This is a genomic window from Cytobacillus depressus (genome assembly GCF_008923245.1).
Taxonomy (GTDB): Bacteria; Bacillota; Bacilli; order Bacillales; family Cytobacillaceae; genus Cytobacillus; species Cytobacillus depressus.
Genome location: NZ_WBOS01000005.1, coordinates 97,654 through 117,861 on the forward strand (window position 1 = coordinate 97,654; position 20,208 = coordinate 117,861).

General features: G+C 39.3%; 21 protein-coding genes. 8 read left to right on the forward strand and 13 right to left on the reverse strand.

Annotated features, from left to right (window positions below; translation table 11 throughout):
* Positions 1-128 precede the first annotated feature (128 nt).
* Entirely contained in the window at positions 129-368 is a 240-nt protein-coding gene (locus F7731_RS13235; protein ID WP_151535270.1) for a NifU family protein, read from the forward strand.
* Positions 369-460: 92 nt separating this feature from the next.
* Here F7731_RS13235 and lsrB read toward each other — a convergent pair whose 3' ends face one another.
* The 4 genes from lsrB to F7731_RS13255 are packed head-to-tail and all read right to left on the reverse strand — an operon-like array spanning position 461 to position 5,061.
* A complete protein-coding gene (gene lsrB, locus F7731_RS13240) occupies positions 461-1,555 on the reverse strand; it encodes an autoinducer 2 ABC transporter substrate-binding protein LsrB (protein WP_343032862.1) in 1,095 nt (364 codons plus the stop codon).
* A complete protein-coding gene (locus tag F7731_RS13245) occupies positions 1,552-2,547 on the reverse strand; it encodes an ABC transporter permease (RefSeq protein WP_425482009.1) in 996 nt (331 codons plus the stop codon). The genes lsrB and F7731_RS13245 overlap by 4 nt, the downstream gene beginning before the upstream one ends.
* Positions 2,531-3,532, reverse strand: a complete 1,002-nt coding sequence (locus tag F7731_RS13250; protein WP_151535464.1) for an ABC transporter permease subunit — start codon at positions 3,530-3,532, stop codon at positions 2,531-2,533. Before F7731_RS13250 ends, F7731_RS13245 begins: the two co-directional genes overlap by 17 nt.
* Positions 3,533-3,540: 8 nt before the next feature.
* Entirely contained in the window at positions 3,541-5,061 is a 1,521-nt protein-coding gene (locus tag F7731_RS13255; RefSeq protein ID WP_151535272.1) for a sugar ABC transporter ATP-binding protein, read from the reverse strand.
* Between the two features lie 368 nt (positions 5,062-5,429).
* Here F7731_RS13255 and lsrK point away from each other — a divergent pair, with 368 nt between their 5' ends.
* The 3 genes from lsrK to lsrF are packed head-to-tail and all read left to right on the forward strand — an operon-like array spanning position 5,430 to position 8,181.
* Complete coding sequence (gene lsrK / locus F7731_RS13260; protein WP_151535273.1) at positions 5,430-6,989, forward strand: autoinducer-2 kinase; 1,560 nt, start codon at positions 5,430-5,432, stop codon at positions 6,987-6,989.
* Between the two features lie 29 nt (positions 6,990-7,018).
* The gene (locus F7731_RS13265) at positions 7,019-7,390 is read left to right on the forward strand and encodes a cupin domain-containing protein (protein WP_151535274.1); all 372 of its coding nucleotides are present in this window, start codon (positions 7,019-7,021) and stop codon (positions 7,388-7,390) included.
* Entirely contained in the window at positions 7,390-8,181 is a 792-nt protein-coding gene (gene lsrF, locus F7731_RS13270; RefSeq protein WP_151535275.1) for a 3-hydroxy-5-phosphonooxypentane-2,4-dione thiolase, read from the forward strand. Before F7731_RS13265 ends, lsrF begins: the two co-directional genes overlap by 1 nt.
* A gap of 132 nt (positions 8,182-8,313) precedes the next feature.
* On the opposite strand, the gene F7731_RS13275 is transcribed toward lsrF, so the two are convergent.
* The 5 genes from F7731_RS13275 to yutH form a co-directional block, all read right to left on the reverse strand.
* Entirely contained in the window at positions 8,314-9,477 is a 1,164-nt protein-coding gene (locus F7731_RS13275; protein WP_151535276.1) for an iron-containing alcohol dehydrogenase, read from the reverse strand.
* Between the two features lie 125 nt (positions 9,478-9,602).
* Positions 9,603-10,532, reverse strand: coding sequence for a homoserine kinase (thrB, locus tag F7731_RS13280; RefSeq protein WP_151535277.1), 930 nt, complete (start codon positions 10,530-10,532; stop codon positions 9,603-9,605).
* A complete protein-coding gene (gene thrC, locus F7731_RS13285; protein WP_151535278.1) occupies positions 10,529-11,593 on the reverse strand; it encodes a threonine synthase in 1,065 nt (354 codons plus the stop codon). Before thrC ends, thrB begins: the two co-directional genes overlap by 4 nt.
* Positions 11,590-12,888 (reverse strand): homoserine dehydrogenase, encoded by a 1,299-nt coding sequence (locus F7731_RS13290; RefSeq protein ID WP_151535279.1) that lies wholly within the window; start codon positions 12,886-12,888, stop codon positions 11,590-11,592. Before F7731_RS13290 ends, thrC begins: the two co-directional genes overlap by 4 nt.
* A 246-nt stretch (positions 12,889-13,134) precedes the next feature.
* Positions 13,135-14,139 carry a spore coat putative kinase YutH gene (gene yutH, locus F7731_RS13295; RefSeq protein WP_151535280.1) on the reverse strand — a complete coding sequence of 335 codons (1,005 nt, stop codon included), beginning with the start codon at positions 14,137-14,139 and terminating at the stop codon, positions 13,135-13,137.
* 503 nt (positions 14,140-14,642) lie between these two features.
* Here yutH and F7731_RS13300 point away from each other — a divergent pair.
* Complete coding sequence (locus tag F7731_RS13300) at positions 14,643-15,143, forward strand: phosphatidylglycerophosphatase A family protein (RefSeq protein ID WP_151535281.1); 501 nt, start codon at positions 14,643-14,645, stop codon at positions 15,141-15,143.
* 88 nt (positions 15,144-15,231) lie between these two features.
* Here F7731_RS13300 and F7731_RS13305 read toward each other — a convergent pair whose 3' ends face one another.
* From F7731_RS13305 to F7731_RS13315, 3 genes are all read right to left on the reverse strand, one after another.
* Positions 15,232-15,996: a TIGR01457 family HAD-type hydrolase gene (locus tag F7731_RS13305; protein WP_151535282.1), complete on the reverse strand. Its 765-nt coding sequence runs from the start codon at positions 15,994-15,996 to the stop codon at positions 15,232-15,234.
* Between the two features lie 8 nt (positions 15,997-16,004).
* The gene (locus F7731_RS13310) at positions 16,005-16,442 is read right to left on the reverse strand and encodes a DUF86 domain-containing protein (RefSeq protein ID WP_151535283.1); all 438 of its coding nucleotides are present in this window, start codon (positions 16,440-16,442) and stop codon (positions 16,005-16,007) included.
* Between the two features lie 302 nt (positions 16,443-16,744).
* Entirely contained in the window at positions 16,745-18,049 is a 1,305-nt protein-coding gene (locus tag F7731_RS13315; protein ID WP_151535284.1) for an EAL domain-containing protein, read from the reverse strand.
* 217 nt (positions 18,050-18,266) lie between these two features.
* Here F7731_RS13315 and F7731_RS13320 point away from each other — a divergent pair, with 217 nt between their 5' ends.
* Both F7731_RS13320 and F7731_RS13325 read left to right on the forward strand, forming a co-directional pair.
* A complete protein-coding gene (locus tag F7731_RS13320; protein WP_151535285.1) occupies positions 18,267-18,533 on the forward strand; it encodes a DUF3055 domain-containing protein in 267 nt (88 codons plus the stop codon).
* Between the two features lie 89 nt (positions 18,534-18,622).
* Positions 18,623-18,916 carry a cytosolic protein gene (locus F7731_RS13325; RefSeq protein WP_151535286.1) on the forward strand — a complete coding sequence of 98 codons (294 nt, stop codon included), beginning with the start codon at positions 18,623-18,625 and terminating at the stop codon, positions 18,914-18,916.
* A 44-nt stretch (positions 18,917-18,960) separates the two neighbouring features.
* On the opposite strand, the gene F7731_RS13330 is transcribed toward F7731_RS13325, so the two are convergent.
* Entirely contained in the window at positions 18,961-19,236 is a 276-nt protein-coding gene (locus F7731_RS13330; RefSeq protein WP_151535287.1) for a YutD family protein, read from the reverse strand.
* Positions 19,237-19,434: 198 nt separating this feature from the next.
* Here F7731_RS13330 and F7731_RS13335 point away from each other — a divergent pair, with 198 nt between their 5' ends.
* Positions 19,435-20,094 (forward strand): YhcN/YlaJ family sporulation lipoprotein, encoded by a 660-nt coding sequence (locus F7731_RS13335; RefSeq protein ID WP_151535465.1) that lies wholly within the window; start codon positions 19,435-19,437, stop codon positions 20,092-20,094.
* Positions 20,095-20,208: the final 114 nt, after the last annotated feature.

The following is a 20,208-nucleotide window of genomic DNA, read 5'->3' on the forward strand; positions in this document are numbered from 1 at the left end:
CCTTCCATTTTACATGATTATCACGTTCGAAACCTTATGAATTTACGAATAAAGCGGAAATCAGTTCTTTAAATAGATTTTTACTTCTATAATGATTATAATAAATATAATGAAAGGAGTAGATTAAAATGGCTGAACAAACAACAATGATCGAACAAGTTCAAGAAGTATTAGATAAATTGCGCCCATTCCTTCTACGTGACGGAGGAGACTGCGAACTAGTTGATGTTGAGGACGGTATTGTTAAATTGCGCTTACTTGGCGCTTGCGGTACTTGCCCAAGCTCAACGATTACATTAAAAGCTGGAATCGAACGTGCTTTATTAGAAGAGGTACCAGGCGTTGTTGAGGTTGAACAAGTATTTTAATTAGAAAAATGCTAGAGCTAGACAGTAAAAAGGCTGACAAAAATAGTCATTTACATGACTTTTTACGTCAGCTTTTCTTTTTGCTTTTTTATTTAGAAATCGTAATCATCAATATTGTCTTTTGTAAAAATAACACGTTCAGGCAAGAGAATGATTCCGCTATCATCTGCCGTGTAGTCATATCCTTGAATGGTATTCGGCTCGATCTTCACCTTTCCAATTCCAGGGACTTCAAACTCATCACCGACTTGTAACTCTTTTTCTTCAACGGTCATTAAGTAAGCTACATATGCCGCAAGGGCACCTTGCTTTTTAACATCCCAAAGTCCAAATTGTTTAACTGTATCTCTTTTTACATAGTCTCTCATGACATTCGGTGTTGAAAATCCAGTAATCACAACTTCTCCAGCTTTATTTAAATTTTCCGCAGCCTGTGCCATTGCAGGGAGAGCTGTTGCATCCGGACAGATTACCGCATCAATATCCGGATATGTTTTTAAGATACTCTCTCCAACTGTTAGTGATTTTTGGGCATCATTTTCTCCATATTGCGTCGTAACAATTTCCCAGCCTGGATACTTTTCGGCAATCATCTCCTTCGCCTTTGTGACCCACTGGTTTTGGTCTGTAACAGTCGGACTTGAGTAGAAGAAAGCCACCTTCCCTTTATCACCGATTTGATCGGCCGTCATCTTTATTAGCAATTCAGCTAATTGATTAGGGGTGCCTTGATTGATATAGAAGGATCGATCTTTCGGATTTACATCTGAATCCCATGTCAACACCTTTACACCACGATCTTTTGCTCTTTTTAATGCTTGACTTAAACCATCAACAGAAACGGAAGAAACCATTAATGCTTTGTAGCCTTGATTCACAAAATTATTAATAAATTGTACCTGTCCTGCTACAGAAGCCTCAGTAGGACCATCGTATTTTAATTCAACCCCTAATGAGTCCGCCATTTCTTTCGCACCTTGGCCGCCAGATGTAAAAAAACCTACCCCCACTAATTTAGGAATAAAGGCTAACTTTACATCTTCTTTCTTGTTAACCGAACCTTCATTTTGATTTCCCGCAGAATTTGAATTAGTTGGTTTTTTCTCTTGACTTCCCGTACAGCCTAACAATGTGCCAATCATGAATAAGAAAATCATGAACAAAGACAATGACTTCTTTTTACTCATAAATTTCCCCTCCTGTTTTTCTTCAAATTAGCACTAAGAAGATTGAAGAGCCTTTTCCAATTTAAATTCCTAAGTAACACTACAACAATCAGTAATGAACCGATAACTACGCTTGTTTGCTGGCTAGACATACTTGCCATTTGTAGGCCATACTGCATCATTCCAATCACAATACTTGCTATCGCTGTTCCTGCTACACTCCCCCTGCCTCCAAAAATACTCGTTCCGCCTAGAACTACTGCTGTAATAACTGGTAGAACTGCCTCCGCACCTAAATCTGAACGCGCAGAACTGAAGTAAGAGGTGAGAATAATACCACTTACACCACCTCCAAACCCCGATAATATATAGGCGCTCATGATCGTCCATTTCGTACGAACTCCAGAGTACCTTGCAGCTTTTATATTAATCCCCACTAAAAACACATTACGCCCATAACGCGTCAAGTGAAGCAAGCCACCAAACAGGAGAATACTGCTCATAAATATCCAAATGGGGTTGGGGATGCCCAGAAATTGTCCGTTTGCGATTTCTACAAATTCATCTGGGAAGCCGCTAATTCCTTCATATCCAGAAGCATTTGACCCACCAGAAAGGACAAGGGCAATCCCTGAAAATAAAAACATTCCTCCTAAAGTGACAACGAGCGGCTGGACATTTGTCAGAGCCACTAGCAACCCATTTATTAGCCCAGCTATAGCTGCAACTAGAAGTGTTAGGAGTAAAGCTAGCCAGATATTTATCCCATTCATCCAGAGGACACCAGTCATAATGGATGAAAGCCCCATAATAGAGCCAACTGAAACATCAATTCCACCTGTAATAATAACGAACGTCATTGGAATAGCAGCCAGGGCGATATAGATAAAATCGTTCATGCTATATAAAAGATTATTTACGTCTAAAAAGCTTGGAGATAATTGACCAAACAAAAGAATCTCAATAAATAGGAACACTAATAGGGCAAGCTCCCATTTAAGGACTATCTTTATTTTGTTTGTCATTGTCGTTATCTCCTTTCATTGGAGTATGAGCAGAGTGTTTCATTAAATATTTTTGGAATCTTGAATCTCCAACTACAATGACTAATAATAAAAGTCCTGATATCACATCATTCCAATAGGCAGGAATTTTCAAGTATACTAGTGAGTTGTTTATAACCGTAAAAAAGATGGCTCCCAATCCAGCTCCAGCAACACTTCCTGCCCCGCCTGTCAGACTTACGCCGCCTAACACTGCCGCTACTATAACTTGTAATTCAATGCCGCTGCCTGTTTGATTCGGAACAAAGCCAATATTCATAACAAAAATAAGTCCAGCGATTGAAGCTGAAATACCAGAAAAAGCAAATGCAAGCATCTTTACTTTGTTAACAGGCAAGCCAACTAATCTAGCCCCGGCCTCATTGTCCCCCACAGCAAAAAAATAGCGGCCGAATTTGGTCTTCGTTAAATAAATATGGGCAATGATTAAAATACTTACTGTTAGCCAAACGGGTAAAGCCACCCCTAGCAAAGATAATCCTGAAAGCTTTTTATAATAATTCGGAATATCTTCAATCCACATCCCTTCCGTATAAAGCAGCATGACCCCACGGATAATTCCGAGCATCCCAAGTGTCATAATAATAGAAGGAATCTTAAAATAAGAAACACCTACCCCATTAATGAGTCCTGTGATCGTCCCAACCATCAAGACCGCCAAAACAACAAACCAAACATTTACCCCATTCGTTAAAAGCACTCCGCAAACTGCAGCGGATAGCCCCATAATAGCTCCAACTGAAACATCAATATTTGCCGTGAATAATACGAAGGACTGACCAACAGCCATTACCAACAGTATGGCGCTTGCTTTTAACATTAAGGAGATTGTATTACCTGTTACAAATTCATGATTGATAAAACCGACAGCAATAAAGAACACAATCAATAATAGTGTGATTGAAAGCTCTCTAGCCTTTAGGAGACGGGTCAGCAACGGCATTAGGCAGTCGCCTCCTTTTTTACCCCAAATGCAGTAGCTGTGATCTCATCTACCGTCGTTTCATTTTTTTCAAGCAGCTTCATGATGCTGCCTTCATGGATGACCAATACTTTATCACTAAGCTTATGCACTTCTTCTATATCAGAAGAAATTAATAAAACTGCTAACCCCTTTAATTTTAAATTCATAATAATTCGATAAATATCCATACGGGCATTCGCGTCAATTCCACGAGTGGGTTCATCTAATATAATTACTTTAGGTTCTGCAGCTAAATATTTTGATAGGACAACCTTCTGCTGATTCCCGCCGGATAAATCTTTAAGCTCCTGATTCATATTCGCTGCTTTTATTTTTAAGTCAGCCATAAACTTCCTTGACATGTCTTTTTCTTGATTAAATGGTAAAAATAAACCTCGGAGCCGATGAAGTATAGTGGAGGAAATATTATTTTTAATAGAGGCTATAGAAAAAATTCCGTGGGTATGGCGATCTTCTGGAACGTAGACGAGTCCATTATGAATTCTTTGCCGAATAGAATATTGATTAATCACAGTATCTCCTAAATAAACAGATCCTTTTTCAATAGGCATTAGACCAAATATAGCTTCTGCTATTTCTGTTCGGCCAGCCCCTACAACTCCGGCAATTCCCAATATCTCACCTGGAAAAATATCAAACGAAATATTTTGAAAACGTCTGCCGCTAATATTAGATACTCTTAAGGCCTCTTTAGCGGAAGGATTTCTTGGAGAAGGGGGTTCGGTAAGGGTTTCATTTTCCTTTAATATGTTTTCTGCAGAGACGCTCTCAGGTACTAAGCCTTCCACCAAGCTCTCATAAGTAAATTCTGAAACAGGTCCTCGAGCTGATATGATACCGTCTCTTAATAGAGATACAGTATTCGCCAATGTGAAAATTTCGGAAAATCTATGGGTAATATAAAAAACTCCTATTCCTTCAGAAGTTAATTGCTTAATAAGCTTAAATAAAGAATCAATCTCTCCAAAGGTTAATGCTGAAGTTGGTTCATCAAGGATGAGGATTTCTGCCTCCCGAACTAGCCCTCTAATAATTTCCACTAATTGCTGCTCAGCAATAGCTAGGGTAACTGCATTTTTTTGCAGGTCTAATTTCCATCCTAATCGTTTTAAAATAATGTCAATTTTTTGTCGTAAATGGGATTTGCTCTCCGGAAGGCCAATCATTATATTCTCTTCGACACTCATATTGGGGAAAATTAGAGGCTCTTGGGGAACGAGATAAATACCGTGTAAATGAGCGTCATAGGAATTTGAAAATGAAGCTTGTATTCCTTTTACCTTCATCACGCCGCTATCTGATTGATAAAGTCCGGTAATGATTTTCATTAAAGTAGACTTTCCAGCACCATTTCCTCCTACAATCGCATGGACTTCTCCTGCTTTAAGAGTAATATCTACCCCCTTTAGTACAGCATTACTTGAAAACTGCTTATGCAAATTTCTAATTTCAAGTAAAAAATCATCCTTATTATTCATTATTTTCACCGCCACACAAATCAAAATTTAAGCGTTTTTATCCATTTAATTGTTAAATAATTAAATGTGACCCACTACCCATATGTTAAATATTTCCATAATCATAATTCATTCAAAAATATTAGTTAATATTATTTTTATAACTTTCTAATTATTCCTATGAATTGTTTGTGTAAAAAGACGGATTATTTACTAACTCTAAATTAGAACAATATTCCACATTCTGATCATTTGTTGAAAGAGGATTAGAAAAATGAATAATGATAGCTTTACAGATAATATATTTATTAAAACAGCATGGTACTACTAAATATCCAAATGAAAATTACGAATGAAATCTTTAATTTAAATGGAGGTGGATCGTAAAAATGACTTACATGCTAGCATTTGATGCAGGAACGGGCAGTGTCCGAGCTGTTATGTTTGATATGAATGGGAATCAAATCGGTGTATCGCAAGTAGAGTGGACTCATTTATCGGACGAAAAACATCCTGGTTCAATGGATTTTGACTATCTCCAAAATTGGAAGCTTGTTGTTAATTGTGTCAGACAGCTATTAATGGAAACATGCATTGACCCTAAAAAGATTAGCGCCATAAGTGCTACAAGCATGCGTGAAGGATTTGTTTTATATGATGAAGATGGGAAAGAGTTATGGGCCTGCGCCAATGTAGATGCTCGCGCTTCCGACGAAGTGAGGTTTTTAAAAGCACTCGACTCTGAATTGGAGCAGAAAATCTATGAAATCTCGGGTCAAACCTTTGCGCTTGGTGCCCTCCCTCGATTGCTATGGCTGAAAAATCATAAACCGGAACTGTATGAAAAAGCAGTTACGATGACCATGATCAATGATTGGATATTATATAAATTTTCCGGCAAATTGCAAGTCGATCCTTCAAACGGCTGTACTACTGGCATTTTCGATTTAAAAAGGCGCACTTGGGCATCCGCTCCTACTGATCTATGCGGTATAAAAAACAGCTTGTTCCCTCCTGTAAAAGAAGCTGGAACGGTACTTGGTTATGTGACAAACGAAACCGCTGCCATGACAGGTCTTTCTACTGAAACTTTAGTTGTTTCCGGCGGCGGTGACGCACAAATGGCCTCTGTCGGAGTAGGTGCTGTTCAAAATCAGCAAACAGTAGTTTCTGGTGGATCGTTCTGGCAACAGGAAGTGAATATAGATACACCTATCTTTGATCCACAAGGCAGGATTAGAGTAAACTGCCATGCAGTGCCAAGCCTCTGGCAAATTGAAACGATTGCTTTCTTCCCTGGACTCATCATGAGATGGTTTCGGGACGCTTTCTGTGACAGTGAGAAGATCGAGGCCCTTCAATCCGGCCGTGATGTTTATGAAATTTTAGAAGAAAAAGCAAAAGATGTGCCTGTTGGATCAAACGGTATTATTCCGATATTCTCTGATATTATGAATTACATTTCATGGCGACATGCATCCCCTTCCTTTATAAACCTAAGTCTAGATCCCCTAAAAACAGGAAAAAAAGAAATATTCAAATCACTTCAAGAAAACGCCGTTCTCATTACCCTAGGAAACTTAAAAATTATTGAAGAAGCAACTGGATTTTATCCTGCTGAAGTGACCTTTGCAGGAGGAGCCTCTAAAGGGAAGCTTTGGAGCCAGACATTGGCTGATGTTTTAGGTGTGCCTGTCAAAGTGCCAGTCGTTAAAGAAGCTGCAGCCCTTGGTACCGCTTTATTCGCTGGAATTGGTGCAGGGGTATATCCAAACATTCACGATGCTGTTCAGCCCATTGTAAAGTGGGAGCGCGTCTTTTCTCCTAATATGGATAATCATAAAAAATATCAAAGCATATACAAGTATTGGAGAGTCATATACAATGAACAGCTGCAATTAGCGGATCGCGGCATTACTTCTCACATGTGGAAAGCTCCTGGTCTTTAACATAGGTTGTCTTGAGGGGAGGTGAAAAAGTGAAAAAAGTGAATGAAGATGAATTTGAATATCGATTTGGAGATAATGGACCGAAATATTTAACGAAAGGGCCCAATGTTGATATTGGAGTTGTCGTATTAAAGCCTGGTCAAGACTTTCCAAATCATTATCATACAACTTGTGAAGAAGCTTTTTATATTTTAGAAGGATCAATCGACTTCTATATTAATAATGTGAGACATCTTGCAAAGCCTGGGGATATGATTCAATGCAGTCCGGGAGATTCGCACTATCTTATTAACAATTCATCCGAAAATTTCAAAGCCGTCTTTATTAAATCGCCTCATATTCCCGAAAATGATTCTATTACCATTGATAAGCCTATAATAAATAAAGGAGAGACAACATAATGAGCTGGGGATTTAAAAATCGCTTAAACAAAATTCTTCCAGATGGAAGGGCCGTTATGCTTGCCATTGATCATGGATACTTTCTAGGACCTATCACTGGACTAGAAAAACCAGGTGAAACCGTTAAGGCGCTTTTGCCTTATACGGACTCTTTATACTTAACTAGAGGAACCCTTGCGTCTTGCATACCTGAAAATACGGAGACACCAATGGTGCTTCGAGTCTCAGGAGGACCCACAGTAGTCGGAAAGAATTTAGCAAACGAAACATTAGTAACCTCTGTAAAAGAAGCCATCCGCCATAATGTAGTTGGTGTTGGCGTATCCGTATTTATCGGCTCGGAATATGAGACACAAACAGTAACTAATTTAGCCCATTTAGTAACCGAAGCGCATGACTATGGATTGCCTGTACTGGGGATTACAGCTGTTGGCAAGGAACTAGAAAAACGTGATGCACGTTTCCTCGCTCTTGCTTCTCGTGTTGTAGCTGAAATGGGAGCAGACATTGTCAAAACTTATTATTGCGATGATTTCGAGAAAGTGACAAGCACCTGTCCTGTACCGATTGTTATTGCAGGCGGTCCCAAATTCGATACGATTCGTGAGGCGTTAGAAATCACATACAATGCTATGGTACAAGGGGCGACTGGCGTTGATATGGGCCGAAATATTTGGCAGTCGCCGCAGCCGACGGCCATGATGAGAGCCATTCATTCTATCGTTAAAAAGAATTACTCCGTAAACGAGGCTGTCGAATTATATGAATCGATTGCAAAAGTAAAAGCTTAAATTCTAAGCTTCATTCAAATTATTCCTTTTTAGGTTGATATAAATAAGATGAAGTCTTCACTGACGGTAAATGCCTCCACTTCAAATGAAGCGGAGGCATTTATTTATACAGGTGACCTATGAGCAACTATTTTAAAGTGAGGCCTGATAAATCGCTTCTACATCATAACGATTAAGCTTTTTGAAGTTGCCGAACTCGCCGTTTACCATTGCTCTATCAGTCATCAGGGCTATTTTGCTATCATCTATATGATAGTGAGCAAGTCTTGATGGAGCGCCGATGCTATTCCAGAAATCGCGAAGCTTTTCGATTCCCTCTAATCCCGCTTCCTCGTCCGACTTCCCTTTTGCCTCCACTCCAAAGACGCGAACAGCCAGTTGCTTAAAACGATCAGGCTTTTCTTTGAGGACATGTTTCATCCAATTCGGAAAAAGAATGGCAAGCCCCCCTCCATGAGGGATATCATACACAGCCGATACAGCATGCTCAATATTATGTGTCGCCCAGTCCCCTCTATACCCCATCGAGAGCATGCCATTTAAAGCCATCGTTCCATTATACAAAATGGTCGCACGATGGTCGTAGTTGTCTAATTCCTTCAGCAGTTTTGGAGCTGTTTCCATAACTGTTATTAATAATGATTCACACATACGATCCTGCAAAATGGTATTTTCCTCATGATGAAAGTAATGCTCTAATACATGAGACATAATATCAACGATACCATAAACCGTTTGGTCTTTGGGCACCGTAAAAGTATTTACTGGATCTAGAATGGAAAATTTCGGAAATGCAACTGGACTCCCCCACCCATATTTCTCATTTGTTTCCCAATTTGTAATGACCGATCCAGCGTTCATTTCGGACCCAGTAGCAGCAAGTGTTAGTATAGTCCCAAACGGAAGTGCCTTTTTGGCCATAGTCTTCTTCGTTACTAAATCCCAGGCATCTCCCTCATATATTGCTCCTGCAGCAATCGCCTTTGTGCAGTCGATCACACTTCCTCCACCAACTGCTAATAGAAATTCAATTCCTTCTCTTTTACAAATTTCCACTCCCTCTCGCACACTCGAAATCTTTGGATTTGGTTCTACCCCTGAAAGTTCAAAAACGCACGCATCTATTTCATTTAAAAGTTTTTTGACTTGATCATACAATCCATTTCTTTTAATGCTTCCTCCCCCATAGACAAGCAGCACTTTTTCTCCATATTGGGGTATTTCATTCTTTAATGTTTCTAATTGGCCTTTCCCAAACAATAATTTTGTAGGATTCCAATACATAAAGTTTTGCAATGAAATCTCCTCCTTTCAATAATTATATTATCAAAAAATTAATAGATTATTTAAAAAACCCAAAATCCCCTTTTTTATTAAAACAAATAAGGCTCCTCCAATAACCTCGGAGGAGCCTTATTTGTTCAAGCATAAGTCCCAATACCATTTCTAGTTTCAAAGTATACCCTGCTGCCAGCTTGATCAATCTTTAAACAACGGCAATCCATGCCTGGAAGCAGGTTAACTAACCCGTCTGCTACATCTGATCCCTTGCCTTCCTCAGCTAAACAAAGCACTGTAGGACCTGCCCCGCTTAAGGCAACCCCGAAAGCTCCAAGGCTTATGGCATTTTCTTCAATGATAGCCATCTGGGGGACAAGCTTTTTCCGGTACGGATGATGGTATAAATCTGCTTTCATCATCTTTCCGGCTAGTGCATAATTTTTACTCAAAAGTGCAGCAATCAGGAGATTGCCGACCGCTCCCGCCTGTACTGCCTCACTAAATGAAAGACTATCTGGTAACACACTTCTTGATTCCTTCGTTAACAGCTCCTGCTTCGGGATAACAGCAATGACATCAACAGCTAATTGATGAAAGACTTCCGCACTTACATCATCCTCCATTTGACAGCCAACCACTAATCCCCCTAACAGAGAGGCGCCAGCATTATCGGGATGCCCTTCGATTCTTGATGCTAATTCTAATTTTTCCTGCTTTGATAAATAGAGATTGCAAAGTGAATCGGCTAATTCAATTCCGGCTACAATGGCAGCTGCGCTTGAGCCTAATCCTCTTGCAAGTGGAATATCACTCTTTACTCTAATTTTACAGCCAGGTAACTGTTGCCCATATTTCTTTGCTGTTTCCATTGCAATTTGAAGAATATAATTCGTTTCATCTGTCGGAAAAATCAATAAGTTATCTGATAACGGATTGATTTGCCAGCCCTCGGCTCTCTCAATCTCTAACGTTAGATAAACATTGAGCGCCAATCCAATCGAATCAAAACCTGGTCCTAAATTTGCTGAGCTGCCAGGTACTTTAATGATGAGCATTTCACCTTCGCTCATACATGGACAACTCCTTTAATATGCTCTGCAACCGCCTCTTCATCATTTGGCAGAACAATCGGCCTAATTGGACTGCATTCAATGGCAACATTTGGATCCTTCAGACCATTACCAGTTAATATAGCTACAACTCTTGTTTTATGAGGAATTTCTCCATTGCGAAGCTGTTTATAAATTCCAGCTAAGGAAGCACATGAAGCTGGCTCCGCAAAAATCCCTTCTGTTGAAGCAAGTTTTCGATACATGCAAAGAATTTCCTCATCACTTACTTCATCAATTTTTCCATTTGATTCCTCTAATGCCGCATTAGCTAAATGCCAGCTGGCAGGGTTTCCGATTCGAATGGCCGTTGCAATGGTTTCAGGATTTTCAATCACTTGATTATGAACAATTGCAGCAGACCCTTCTGCTTCGAACCCATGCATGCGCGGAAGCCCAGTTTGTTTTGCCTCATGATATTCTTTGAATCCCTTCCAATAAGCACTAATATTGCCTGCATTGCCGACAGGAAGTGCGAGAATATCTGGAGCGTGCCCCCCAAGCTGATCACAAATTTCAAAAGCCCCTGTCTTTTGCCCCTCAAGGCGGTATGGGTTCACAGAGTTTACGAGAGTAATAGGTTCTGTTTCACTGATTTTCCTTACCATCGCCAATGCGTCGTCAAAGTTTCCTTCAATAGAAATAATCTCCGCTCCATACATAACAGCTTGAGCAAGCTTACCCATCGCGATTTTCCCTTCTGGAATAACAACGATGCATCGAAGTCCTGCTCTTGCTGCATAAGCAGCAGCAGCTGCAGATGTGTTCCCTGTTGATGCACAAATAACCGTTTCGCTGCCCTCTTCCTTCGCCTTTGCTACCGCCATGACCATGCCGCGGTCTTTGAATGAGCCTGTCGGGTTCGTTCCTTCTGTTTTGACATAAAGGTCAATTCCCCACTCATCTGAGAGTTTATTCAGCCGAATTAATGGTGTGTTTCCTTCATTTAATGAAAGCATAGGTGTATGTTCATTGATCGGTAAATAATCTTTATATGCTTTTAATAGTCCTTCCCATCTCATGCTGATGCGCTCCCTTCTACGCGGTACGAACTTTCAATTGTTTGAACTGCCTGCAAATCTCGTAATTTTACTAAAATATCTTCATAATCCTGTTGTGATGCCTGATGTGTAACAAGGACAATTTCAGCCAGGTCCTTATTCTTCAGCGGCATTTGGAGAATTTTTTCGAAGCTGACATGATGCTCAGAGAAGACCGAAGTAATATTAGCAAAAACGCCGACTTCATCTTTTACATGTAATCGTAAGAAATACTTCGAGAAGATTTCATCTGCAGCCTTCAGCTGTTTCTTGAATTGCGGAGCGACTGCGCTTTTTCCTGTTACGCCTAAGCGCATATTTTTCATGACGGCAACTAAGTCGGAAACGACTGCTGTTGCTGTTGGCAAGCTTCCTGCACCCGGTCCGTAAAACATCGTTTCGCCCACCGCTTCCCCGTATACATAAACAGCATTAAATTCATCATGAACAGCAGCTAGCGGATGTGTGTCAGTTAATAATGTCGGCTGTACACTGACAGAAACCTTATCGCCTTCTCTTTCAGCTACTCCGATTAGCTTCATTGTGTACCCAAGCTGTCGGCCGTATTGAAGGTCCTCTTCTGTCACACGAGTAATTCCTTCCGCCTTCACGTCATCTAAATCAATTTTCATGGAAAAACCAAGTGTAGCAAGGATCGCCATTTTTCTCGCTGCATCCAGTCCTTCTACATCTGATGTCGGATCAGCCTCTGCATAGCCAAGAGCTTGTGCTTCCCTTAACACATCCTCATAGGCACTGCCATTTTTGTTCATTTTCGTTAAAATAAAATTCGTTGTCCCATTAACAATTCCCATCATTTTTGTAATTCTATCTGACGCCAACCCGTCTGAAAGACTTCTTAAAAGAGGAATCCCACCCCCGACACTTGCCTCATAAAAAAGATCACAATCATGCTCTGATGCAAGAGTTAACAGCTCTGAGCCATGAACTGCCATTAAATCTTTGTTAGCCGTGACAACATGTTTGCGGTTTTTTAAAGCCTTGATGATGTAATTCTTCGTTTCGTCAATTCCGCCCATCACTTCGATAACAACATCAATATCAGGATCATTAATAATTTCTTCTGGATCTGTCGTTAATTTTTTCGCATCCAATTCTACTGATCTAGCTTTATTTAAATCTTTCACAAGAATTTTTTTCACTTTAACAGGACAGCCAATTTGGTGAATAAGCTTATCCTGATGGTTCTCAATAATAGTCACAACACCTGTACCAACCGTTCCTAATCCTAATAAGCCAATTGAGATTGCTTCCATTTTTATTCCCCTCTCCTATTGTTCACCCTATGCGTACATATGTATTTGTATAGTAGACATTATAGTGCTAATTTCTGTATTTTACAATAGTTATTTTCAGACTAATTTGTTTGTAACCGCTTACCATTAAGTGTATACGGCTATTTTTTTCATTTATTTTGAACATCACACAAAAATCCTATTAGATACGATTCATATATTTGAATCGTGCCCAATAGGACATTTCGGTAATAAATATGGATGTGGCTATTTTTTCAGCCATCCGATTTGGGGAATTCTCATTTTTTGTACAGGCACCTCGGCAAATTCATAAAAGCTGCCTAAAAATCGTTCATGATCAGCAGATTGCTGTAGAAGCTTTTGCAATCTCTCTTCAAGCACTTGCTTTTCTTGTTCTGAGCTTGATCCGTAATAGGTCTCAATACAATAAAAATAATGAAGCGGAAACAAAATGCGGGCAAAATAAAGTCTCCAGGAGAAAGAAGTTAGTGGAACAATGCTCTGATAATCGCGAATAAACTGGCGAAGCTCTGGTTCATACGTTTTAATGTTGCGGTAATATTTCTCCCGCGTCCATTCTGCTAAATCCCGTGAAGAATGATCAAATATCCAATCAAATGGGTTTTTCATATAATAAGAATTTATCCAAGTATCAGCAGAAAAACGAATATGGCATATTGTTCCGCTATCTGTTATCCCTGGATGATCATCCACTTCGGTATCAACGATATATTGGATGGCATTTTCAGCAATCCCTCGATAATAAGGGAAGGATTCCAAGAACAGGCGATCAAATTCAGATTCTGGCGGGATAAATAGCATTTCGTTCCACACTTTTTCCATTTGATCCAATCTTGTTTCCCATAGTGTTTTCCATTGGCCAATTCTGCTAATCTTATTTACTGAAAAGGATACCGATCGCCCTCGATAATGAAACTTTGCCAGCTTCCTGCCAAACCGTATTAATTTACGATTTTGCATTTGCCTATTCTTAAGGACGCTATACCTGGCATTTTCCCATTCACTAAAAGTTTTCCCTTCCTTTGTTTTTATAAAAGTACTGCAATATTTTTCGCCATGCTTAACGATATGCTCTGTTAGCATCTCTAATTCTGTAAGCTCGTCTTCAGTCATTCCACCGATAGGAACAATCAAGTATATTTGTCCTTCCTTCCTGCATGCTTGGTATTTTCCAATTTTGATTTCTTCATCAGCCTGCAGCCCGTAATGTGTTCTTAACAGCTTTAACATACCGTGCCTCCCTAAATAGAAAAGTGGAAGCGCCTTCGGAACAATCAAAGGACAATTGTTCCTGCGATGATTAATCACAGAAGTTTTCCTTTGTGGTCACCCCCGACAAGCATAAGACAGGCCGGCGAGAAGTTGGTCTTTACCTTCTTGCCGGAATGGCTTATGACCTCGAGGTCGACAAAAACGCGACGTCCTTCCAAAAGCTTCACTTTTGGTCGTGCGATGAATCGCTGACGAAGTCTTCCTTGTCCTGCCGCATTGTCGACACTAGTACGTCCTTTACGTCGGGGTAGGCGCTGGAACTAGACATTTAAAAATCCATTCCATTAATCGGTCTTCTTACGAAAATATATGAATTGAAAGGGGAAAACTTGTGCTTTTCTTGCATAAGTCAGTACTTAAAGGAAAAAATGAGACAGATGTCAACAATATGGCTGCAATGGAATATTTTATTAAAATAGGTTATATATATAGGTAAACTAACGAGGAAATAGGTGGAGCCGATGAATGAAGAAAAACGTGTAGACTTGACTGAGCAAACAGCGCGAAAATGGCTGCAGGAACGTGGAGTAGAAATTAAAGATATTGCAGAATTAGTATATTTTCTCCAAGAGAAATATCATCCTAATTTAAAAATAGAAGAATGTATTGCCAATGTGGAGCGCGTTCTGTCCAAAAGGGAAGTACAAAATGCTATCTTAACAGGAATTCAGCTCGATATACTTGCCGAAAAGAAAATGCTTTCCGAGCCACTGCAGCATGTGATCGAAATTGATGAAGGCCTATATGGCGTGGACGAGGTATTAGCATTATCCATTGTGAATGTGTACGGTTCCATTGGATTTACAAACTTTGGCTATATCGATAAGTTAAAGCCGGGAATTTTGAAAGACTTAAATGATAAATCTTCAGGGAAAGTGCATACCTTTTTAGATGATATTGTTGGAGCGATTGCCGCAGCCGCTTCAAGCCGCTTGGCACATAGGGCAAATGGGGTGAAGTGATTAGAAATGCGAAAGCGCCTTTAAGGGCAGGCGCTAAAGCTAGACATTAAAAGGGTGGGGAAAAAACTTCTCCACCCTTTAACTTTTATTAGAAACCCCAATCCTTAAGGGAATCAACTACATAAGTTGGCTTTTTTTCATACTTTGTAAGCAATTCCTTCGTCGTTACTCCAGTATGAACGAGCAATGTATCCAACCCAGCATTCATTCCAGCTAGGATATCGGTGTCATAATTATCCCCTACCATTAAGGTCTCTTCCTTCTTTGTCCCAAGCACTTGAAGAGCTTGTTCCATAATGATCGATTCTGGCTTACCGATAAAGATAGGTTTTGTTTGCGTAGATACTGAAATAACCGATGTTAATGAACCGTTTCCAGGCAGCAGACCTCTTTCAGTTGGAATAGCAATATCCCCGTTTGTTGAAATAAATGTAGCCCCGTTTCTTACCGCTAAACAGGCGACCGTCAGCTTTTCGTAACTAATAGAACGATCAATCCCAACGACAACATAATCTGCCGCATCTTCCGTAAATGTAAATCCTTTTTCTCGGAGAGCGTTTCTAATACCTTCTTCTCCTATAACATATACAGAGGCATCCTTGTTTTGTTCATAAATGTAATTGGCTGTTGCTATACTGGTAGTAAAAACTTGTTCCTCATTGGCAGAGATATTAAATTGGCGTAACTTCTCTGCCACTTGGGCAGGAGTTCTTGAGGAATTATTCGTCACAAATAGATAAGGAATATCCCGCTCACGCAGCTGATCTATAAAATCTGCCGCTTCTTCAATCAATTCCGTTCCCCTATACATTGTACCGTCCAAGTCAATTAGATACCCTTGATATTTATTCATGAAATCACCTAATTCCTAAACGCTGATACCGGACCTAGTTCGTCCTGCAAATAAGCCCTTACCTTTTCTGGGAATTGCTGCATCACAGATAAATGTTTGCGAAATTCAGCTTGAACTTCATCATGGTTTACTTCAGTATAGTTTTGAACAAGCATTTTTCGGTATTGAATAAGGATTTTACAGCTATTTGTTAACTCATCATGAATAACCTTTTCATCATCTAAAATGTCAACAATATCATCATAGCTGCCTGGGTCTCGCATAATAAATCCATCAATCATCGCATTCCCAACATCTAAAATAGACTCAATGATCAAGTGACATACCCGTTCCAAAGCGGCTTTTTCTATTGATGTATATACGTCCTTTAATTCTTCAAAAAGTGAATATTGCTTCTCTAAAAACAGAAGAGTTGTTTCAATTTTTTCACGATCCACAAAATACATTTATCTTCACCTTTCTTCTATTAATGTGGTTCAAAAAGGAGGACAAAAAGAGCCGAGAAGTTCGAGGAAGCGCAGTCTACGAGCACCGGAGCGCTAGCTGGCCGCTTCGGAGCATTCTCCTCGCACGAAGAAAAAGCGCACTTCTTTTTCGAGGATATGCTTTTAATACGTGAGGAGCGTAGCAGCAAGCTAACGAAGAAATTCGACAGCTTTTTGAATAATCTTCTCGAATAGACATCGCACGAAGAAAAAGTGCTTTTCTTTTTCGAGGAATTTTTCCCGGACTTTTTGAACAACCTCTATTACGATAGCTTTAGACCTCTGCAGAGATAGTCTGGCCGTGCATAGTAATAGCCTTGAGCTAAATCCACTTTATTTCTGGAAAGGACTGAAGCTTCTTCTTTATTTTCGATTCCTTCGGCTACAACTAAAGAACCGGCTTCCCTCGCAATGATCAGCATGCCTTTTAACATCGATTCTTTAACGGAATTTTTATCAATATCCTGAATTACAGACCGATCAATCTTTATTATATCTGGCATAATTTCGCTGATAGAATGAAGGCTTGCATATCCGGCTCCAGTGTCATCGATAGCCACCCGAAAGCCCATTATTCTAAGTACCTTTATATTGTATAGAAAGTTCTCCATCCCTTCAATCGAATCCCTTTCTGTAATTTCAAGAGTGATTTGACGCGGAGAAATATTTTTATGCTTAGCAAGCATTTTTCTTAAATCACGGATAAAACGCTCATGTCCTAAAGTAATCGGTGTAAAATTGATAAAGATGTCCTGTTTACAGCCTGTTTTGTGAATCTGCTCAAGTGTTTTCTCAAAAACAATGAGCTCAAGTTCATAAAGCATTCCCGTTTGTCTTGCAACTGAGAAAAGATGCAATGGACTTTCTAAAATAGACCCCTTCGGACCGCGGGTAAGCATCTCCCATGCTTTTACCTTCCCTGTCGCGATATCAATGATCGGCTGGGAAAGAAGATAAATATCCTTTTGTGAAACAATTTTACTGACCAAAAATAGCATTTCATTATACTTTGACTGGACCTTTTTCTCCGCCATTGATAGTGCATGCTGATTCGCTTTCAAAATTGCTTCTTGAATGGTATAATGCCTTTTTTCTATAAACATATAACCTGTTTCGAACAAAGGCCGTGCAAGAGGGATGAGGTCATAAAGTTTTTTTTCTGCAAGTCTTAATATTTTTTTCATTTTTTTATCAATTTCAGTTACAGAATGATTATCATGGTTTACTTTCATCAAAAGAGTCAGCCCATCACTCGAATAATCATGGAGTGAGATGATTTCATCTTTCCCTAATTCTTCACTAATGACTTCCTTGAAGACAATCTTAAGTAATTGAATAAAATGAATATATCCTTGCTCACCAAGCTGTTCAGGCAATTCTCGCAGATTTTTTATATTAAACACAATAACCGCTACTTCAAAGCCCTCTTCAAATGCCTTTCGAACGGCAGATGTTATTGGATCGCGAATAATAAATTGTGGCGGATAAAATTGTAGCTTATCCGCGGGAGAGAAAATCTTAATCCACTCTTTCAAATTTGTGAATTTTTTTTTATAAGGGCGGTCCATTGTTTCAGTCCTCTCGATGCTTGTCTAGCTCCAGCGCATAGGAGCTCTTCCGCTTTTCATCGGCGTTCAAATATTGCATATATCACCATTTTATCACAAAATTCGAATGCTTCCCCCATTATTGGAAAGATTTCTAAACTTATTCAGAAGATCAGTGAGAATTCCCTTTTCTTCTGATATGATAGGATTAAACATGTCTCAAAAAGGGGTTTAAATGATGGCGGATCGATTTTTTTTATATGATGATATCGTAGATACGAAAACACGTTTTGTCAGCTTTATGGGCGAGAATCAGCGCTTTGATTTAGCTATTGTTCAATCGGATCGTTATTATGGGAAGCATATTGTCCTTGATATTCAAGGTAGCCGTTTTGCCATTATTGGACAAGATGATTTACGAGAAGAAGGCTATTTAGAATACGCCTTTAATCTTTCCGAGGAAGATGCAGAAGAATTACGGTCCTTTCTTTTTGAGTTAGTATAATCTGTTTATTATTATCATATTTACAAATAATAAAGGAGAGCCTAAAACACGGTTCTCCTTTATTTGTTGTTTGGATAGGAGTGATAGTTGTGGACGAAAAAGAAAAGCCGGAGTACACCGATTTTTCAAATGTGGAAAAACGAAGGAACTACTTAACCGCAGAAGACTTCCCTGACGGACCTTACGGGTCACCAATAAAAAGGCACGAACCTGTTGAAAATAAAAGTACCCCATTTCGCGAAGAACAGCGCAGGTATAGTGCATTTAACTATGAAAATAAAACATTGCATGAAGGGATGCCCCGACAAATGGAAGGAGCCCATCCTACACATGACGATCCCGATACAAGCACGGAGCCGCCGTATGATGATTATCAGAAATAAGGTGCTAAAAGGCAATCAGTCAGATGATTGCCTTTTGGTATACCTTATTTATTCACTTTTTTTGCCACGAAATAAGCACAGCCGAAATTACAAAATTCGTATAGGTATTCGGTAAGTGTGCTTATTTTTGTATCATAGGTGGATTTCTGGTTTTGGTCATCAAAGAAACCACGCAGCCTTAGCTGTCCGTAACCCCAATCGCCAACAATATAGTCATAACGCGTTAAAATATCACTATATCTGCCGCGAAACGCTTCTTCGTTAAAACCGTTTCTTATATCCTCGATTACTTCATAGCAAACATTATTTATACAAATCAAATCGATCACCTCAAGTTAAAAAACAACCTTCTTAATACTTTATTATATTGGAAATGTTTGTATTTTGAAAGTCAATATTTCATTGCATATTGTGCCTAGATTATATAGCACCATATTTAAATTATAACTGATACTCCATCAATTTCTAAGAGAAAAAAATTTTCAGATGGTTAATCTAAACACAAGGAGGTGTTTCAAATTAAAAAATCATTGATCATCCTCGGTATTTGCGGCTTAACAGCTCTAACTGCCTGTCAAAATCAAGGCCACAATGTGGCAAGAGAAGGAAATGGCATTTACGAACGAAGCGGGAATACGCTTAATGTAAATACGCAACGATCTGAAATTTATAATCGTCATAATGGGGTTACAAATAATAATGGGGATTTTGGATATGTCCGCCATCAAAGAAGCCCGATTATGGGAGAAAATGTTTCTTATAATAAATATGCAACTCTCGACAGAGAACAGCTGGCAGATTTGATATCAGGGTATTGTACAGATCTTCCGAACGTAGACGATGTCTCCACTCTCGTGACGGATGAAGAAGTTTTAGTCATATACGATACGAATTCCAATAATCGCAATCTTACTGCTGACCAAGTAAAGAGAACGGCAATGTCAGTTGTTCCAAGGTCGTACCATGTGTACGTGAGCGATAATACCGCTCTTCGCAAATATGTAGAAAACTTTGCCAATTCCAATTCAAATAATGGAAATCTGCAAACCAGTCTGAATAAAGTAATTAACGAAATGCTTAAATCTCCTCAAGGAAAAAAGATCGGAAATGGTGAAAATGAAAATGGGGAGAAAATGGGTGAGCGGAAGAATAAAATTGACAATCGAAATATGAAATAATAAAGAAGAGTTCAGCAAAATGGACGCTGAACTCCTCTTTTTATTTAGCTCTACAAGGAACGCTTCGGAAGCATAATCATCGCAGGAACAATATGTTCACTAATTGTTCCGAAG

Coding starts and splice junctions, on each gene's coding strand:
- thrC (WP_151535278.1), bottom strand. CDS start 11,593: ATGAGATGGGAAGGACTATTAAAAGCATATAAAGATTATTTACCGATC.
- lsrB (WP_343032862.1), bottom strand. CDS start 1,555: ATGAGTAAAAAGAAGTCATTGTCTTTGTTCATGATTTTCTTATTCATG.
- yutH (WP_151535280.1), bottom strand. CDS start 14,139: ATGTTAAAGCTGTTAAGAACACATTACGGGCTGCAGGCTGATGAAGAA.
- F7731_RS13315 (WP_151535284.1), bottom strand. CDS start 18,049: ATGGACCGCCCTTATAAAAAAAAATTCACAAATTTGAAAGAGTGGATT.
- lsrF (WP_151535275.1), top strand. CDS start 7,390: ATGAGCTGGGGATTTAAAAATCGCTTAAACAAAATTCTTCCAGATGGA.
- F7731_RS13310 (WP_151535283.1), bottom strand. CDS start 16,442: ATGTATTTTGTGGATCGTGAAAAAATTGAAACAACTCTTCTGTTTTTA.
- F7731_RS13300 (WP_151535281.1), top strand. CDS start 14,643: ATGAATGAAGAAAAACGTGTAGACTTGACTGAGCAAACAGCGCGAAAA.
- thrB (WP_151535277.1), bottom strand. CDS start 10,532: ATGAGCGAAGGTGAAATGCTCATCATTAAAGTACCTGGCAGCTCAGCA.
- F7731_RS13305 (WP_151535282.1), bottom strand. CDS start 15,996: ATGAATAAATATCAAGGGTATCTAATTGACTTGGACGGTACAATGTAT.
- F7731_RS13235 (WP_151535270.1), top strand. CDS start 129: ATGGCTGAACAAACAACAATGATCGAACAAGTTCAAGAAGTATTAGAT.
- F7731_RS13290 (WP_151535279.1), bottom strand. CDS start 12,888: ATGGAAGCAATCTCAATTGGCTTATTAGGATTAGGAACGGTTGGTACA.
- F7731_RS13255 (WP_151535272.1), bottom strand. CDS start 5,061: ATGAATAATAAGGATGATTTTTTACTTGAAATTAGAAATTTGCATAAG.
- lsrK (WP_151535273.1), top strand. CDS start 5,430: ATGACTTACATGCTAGCATTTGATGCAGGAACGGGCAGTGTCCGAGCT.
- F7731_RS13320 (WP_151535285.1), top strand. CDS start 18,267: ATGGCGGATCGATTTTTTTTATATGATGATATCGTAGATACGAAAACA.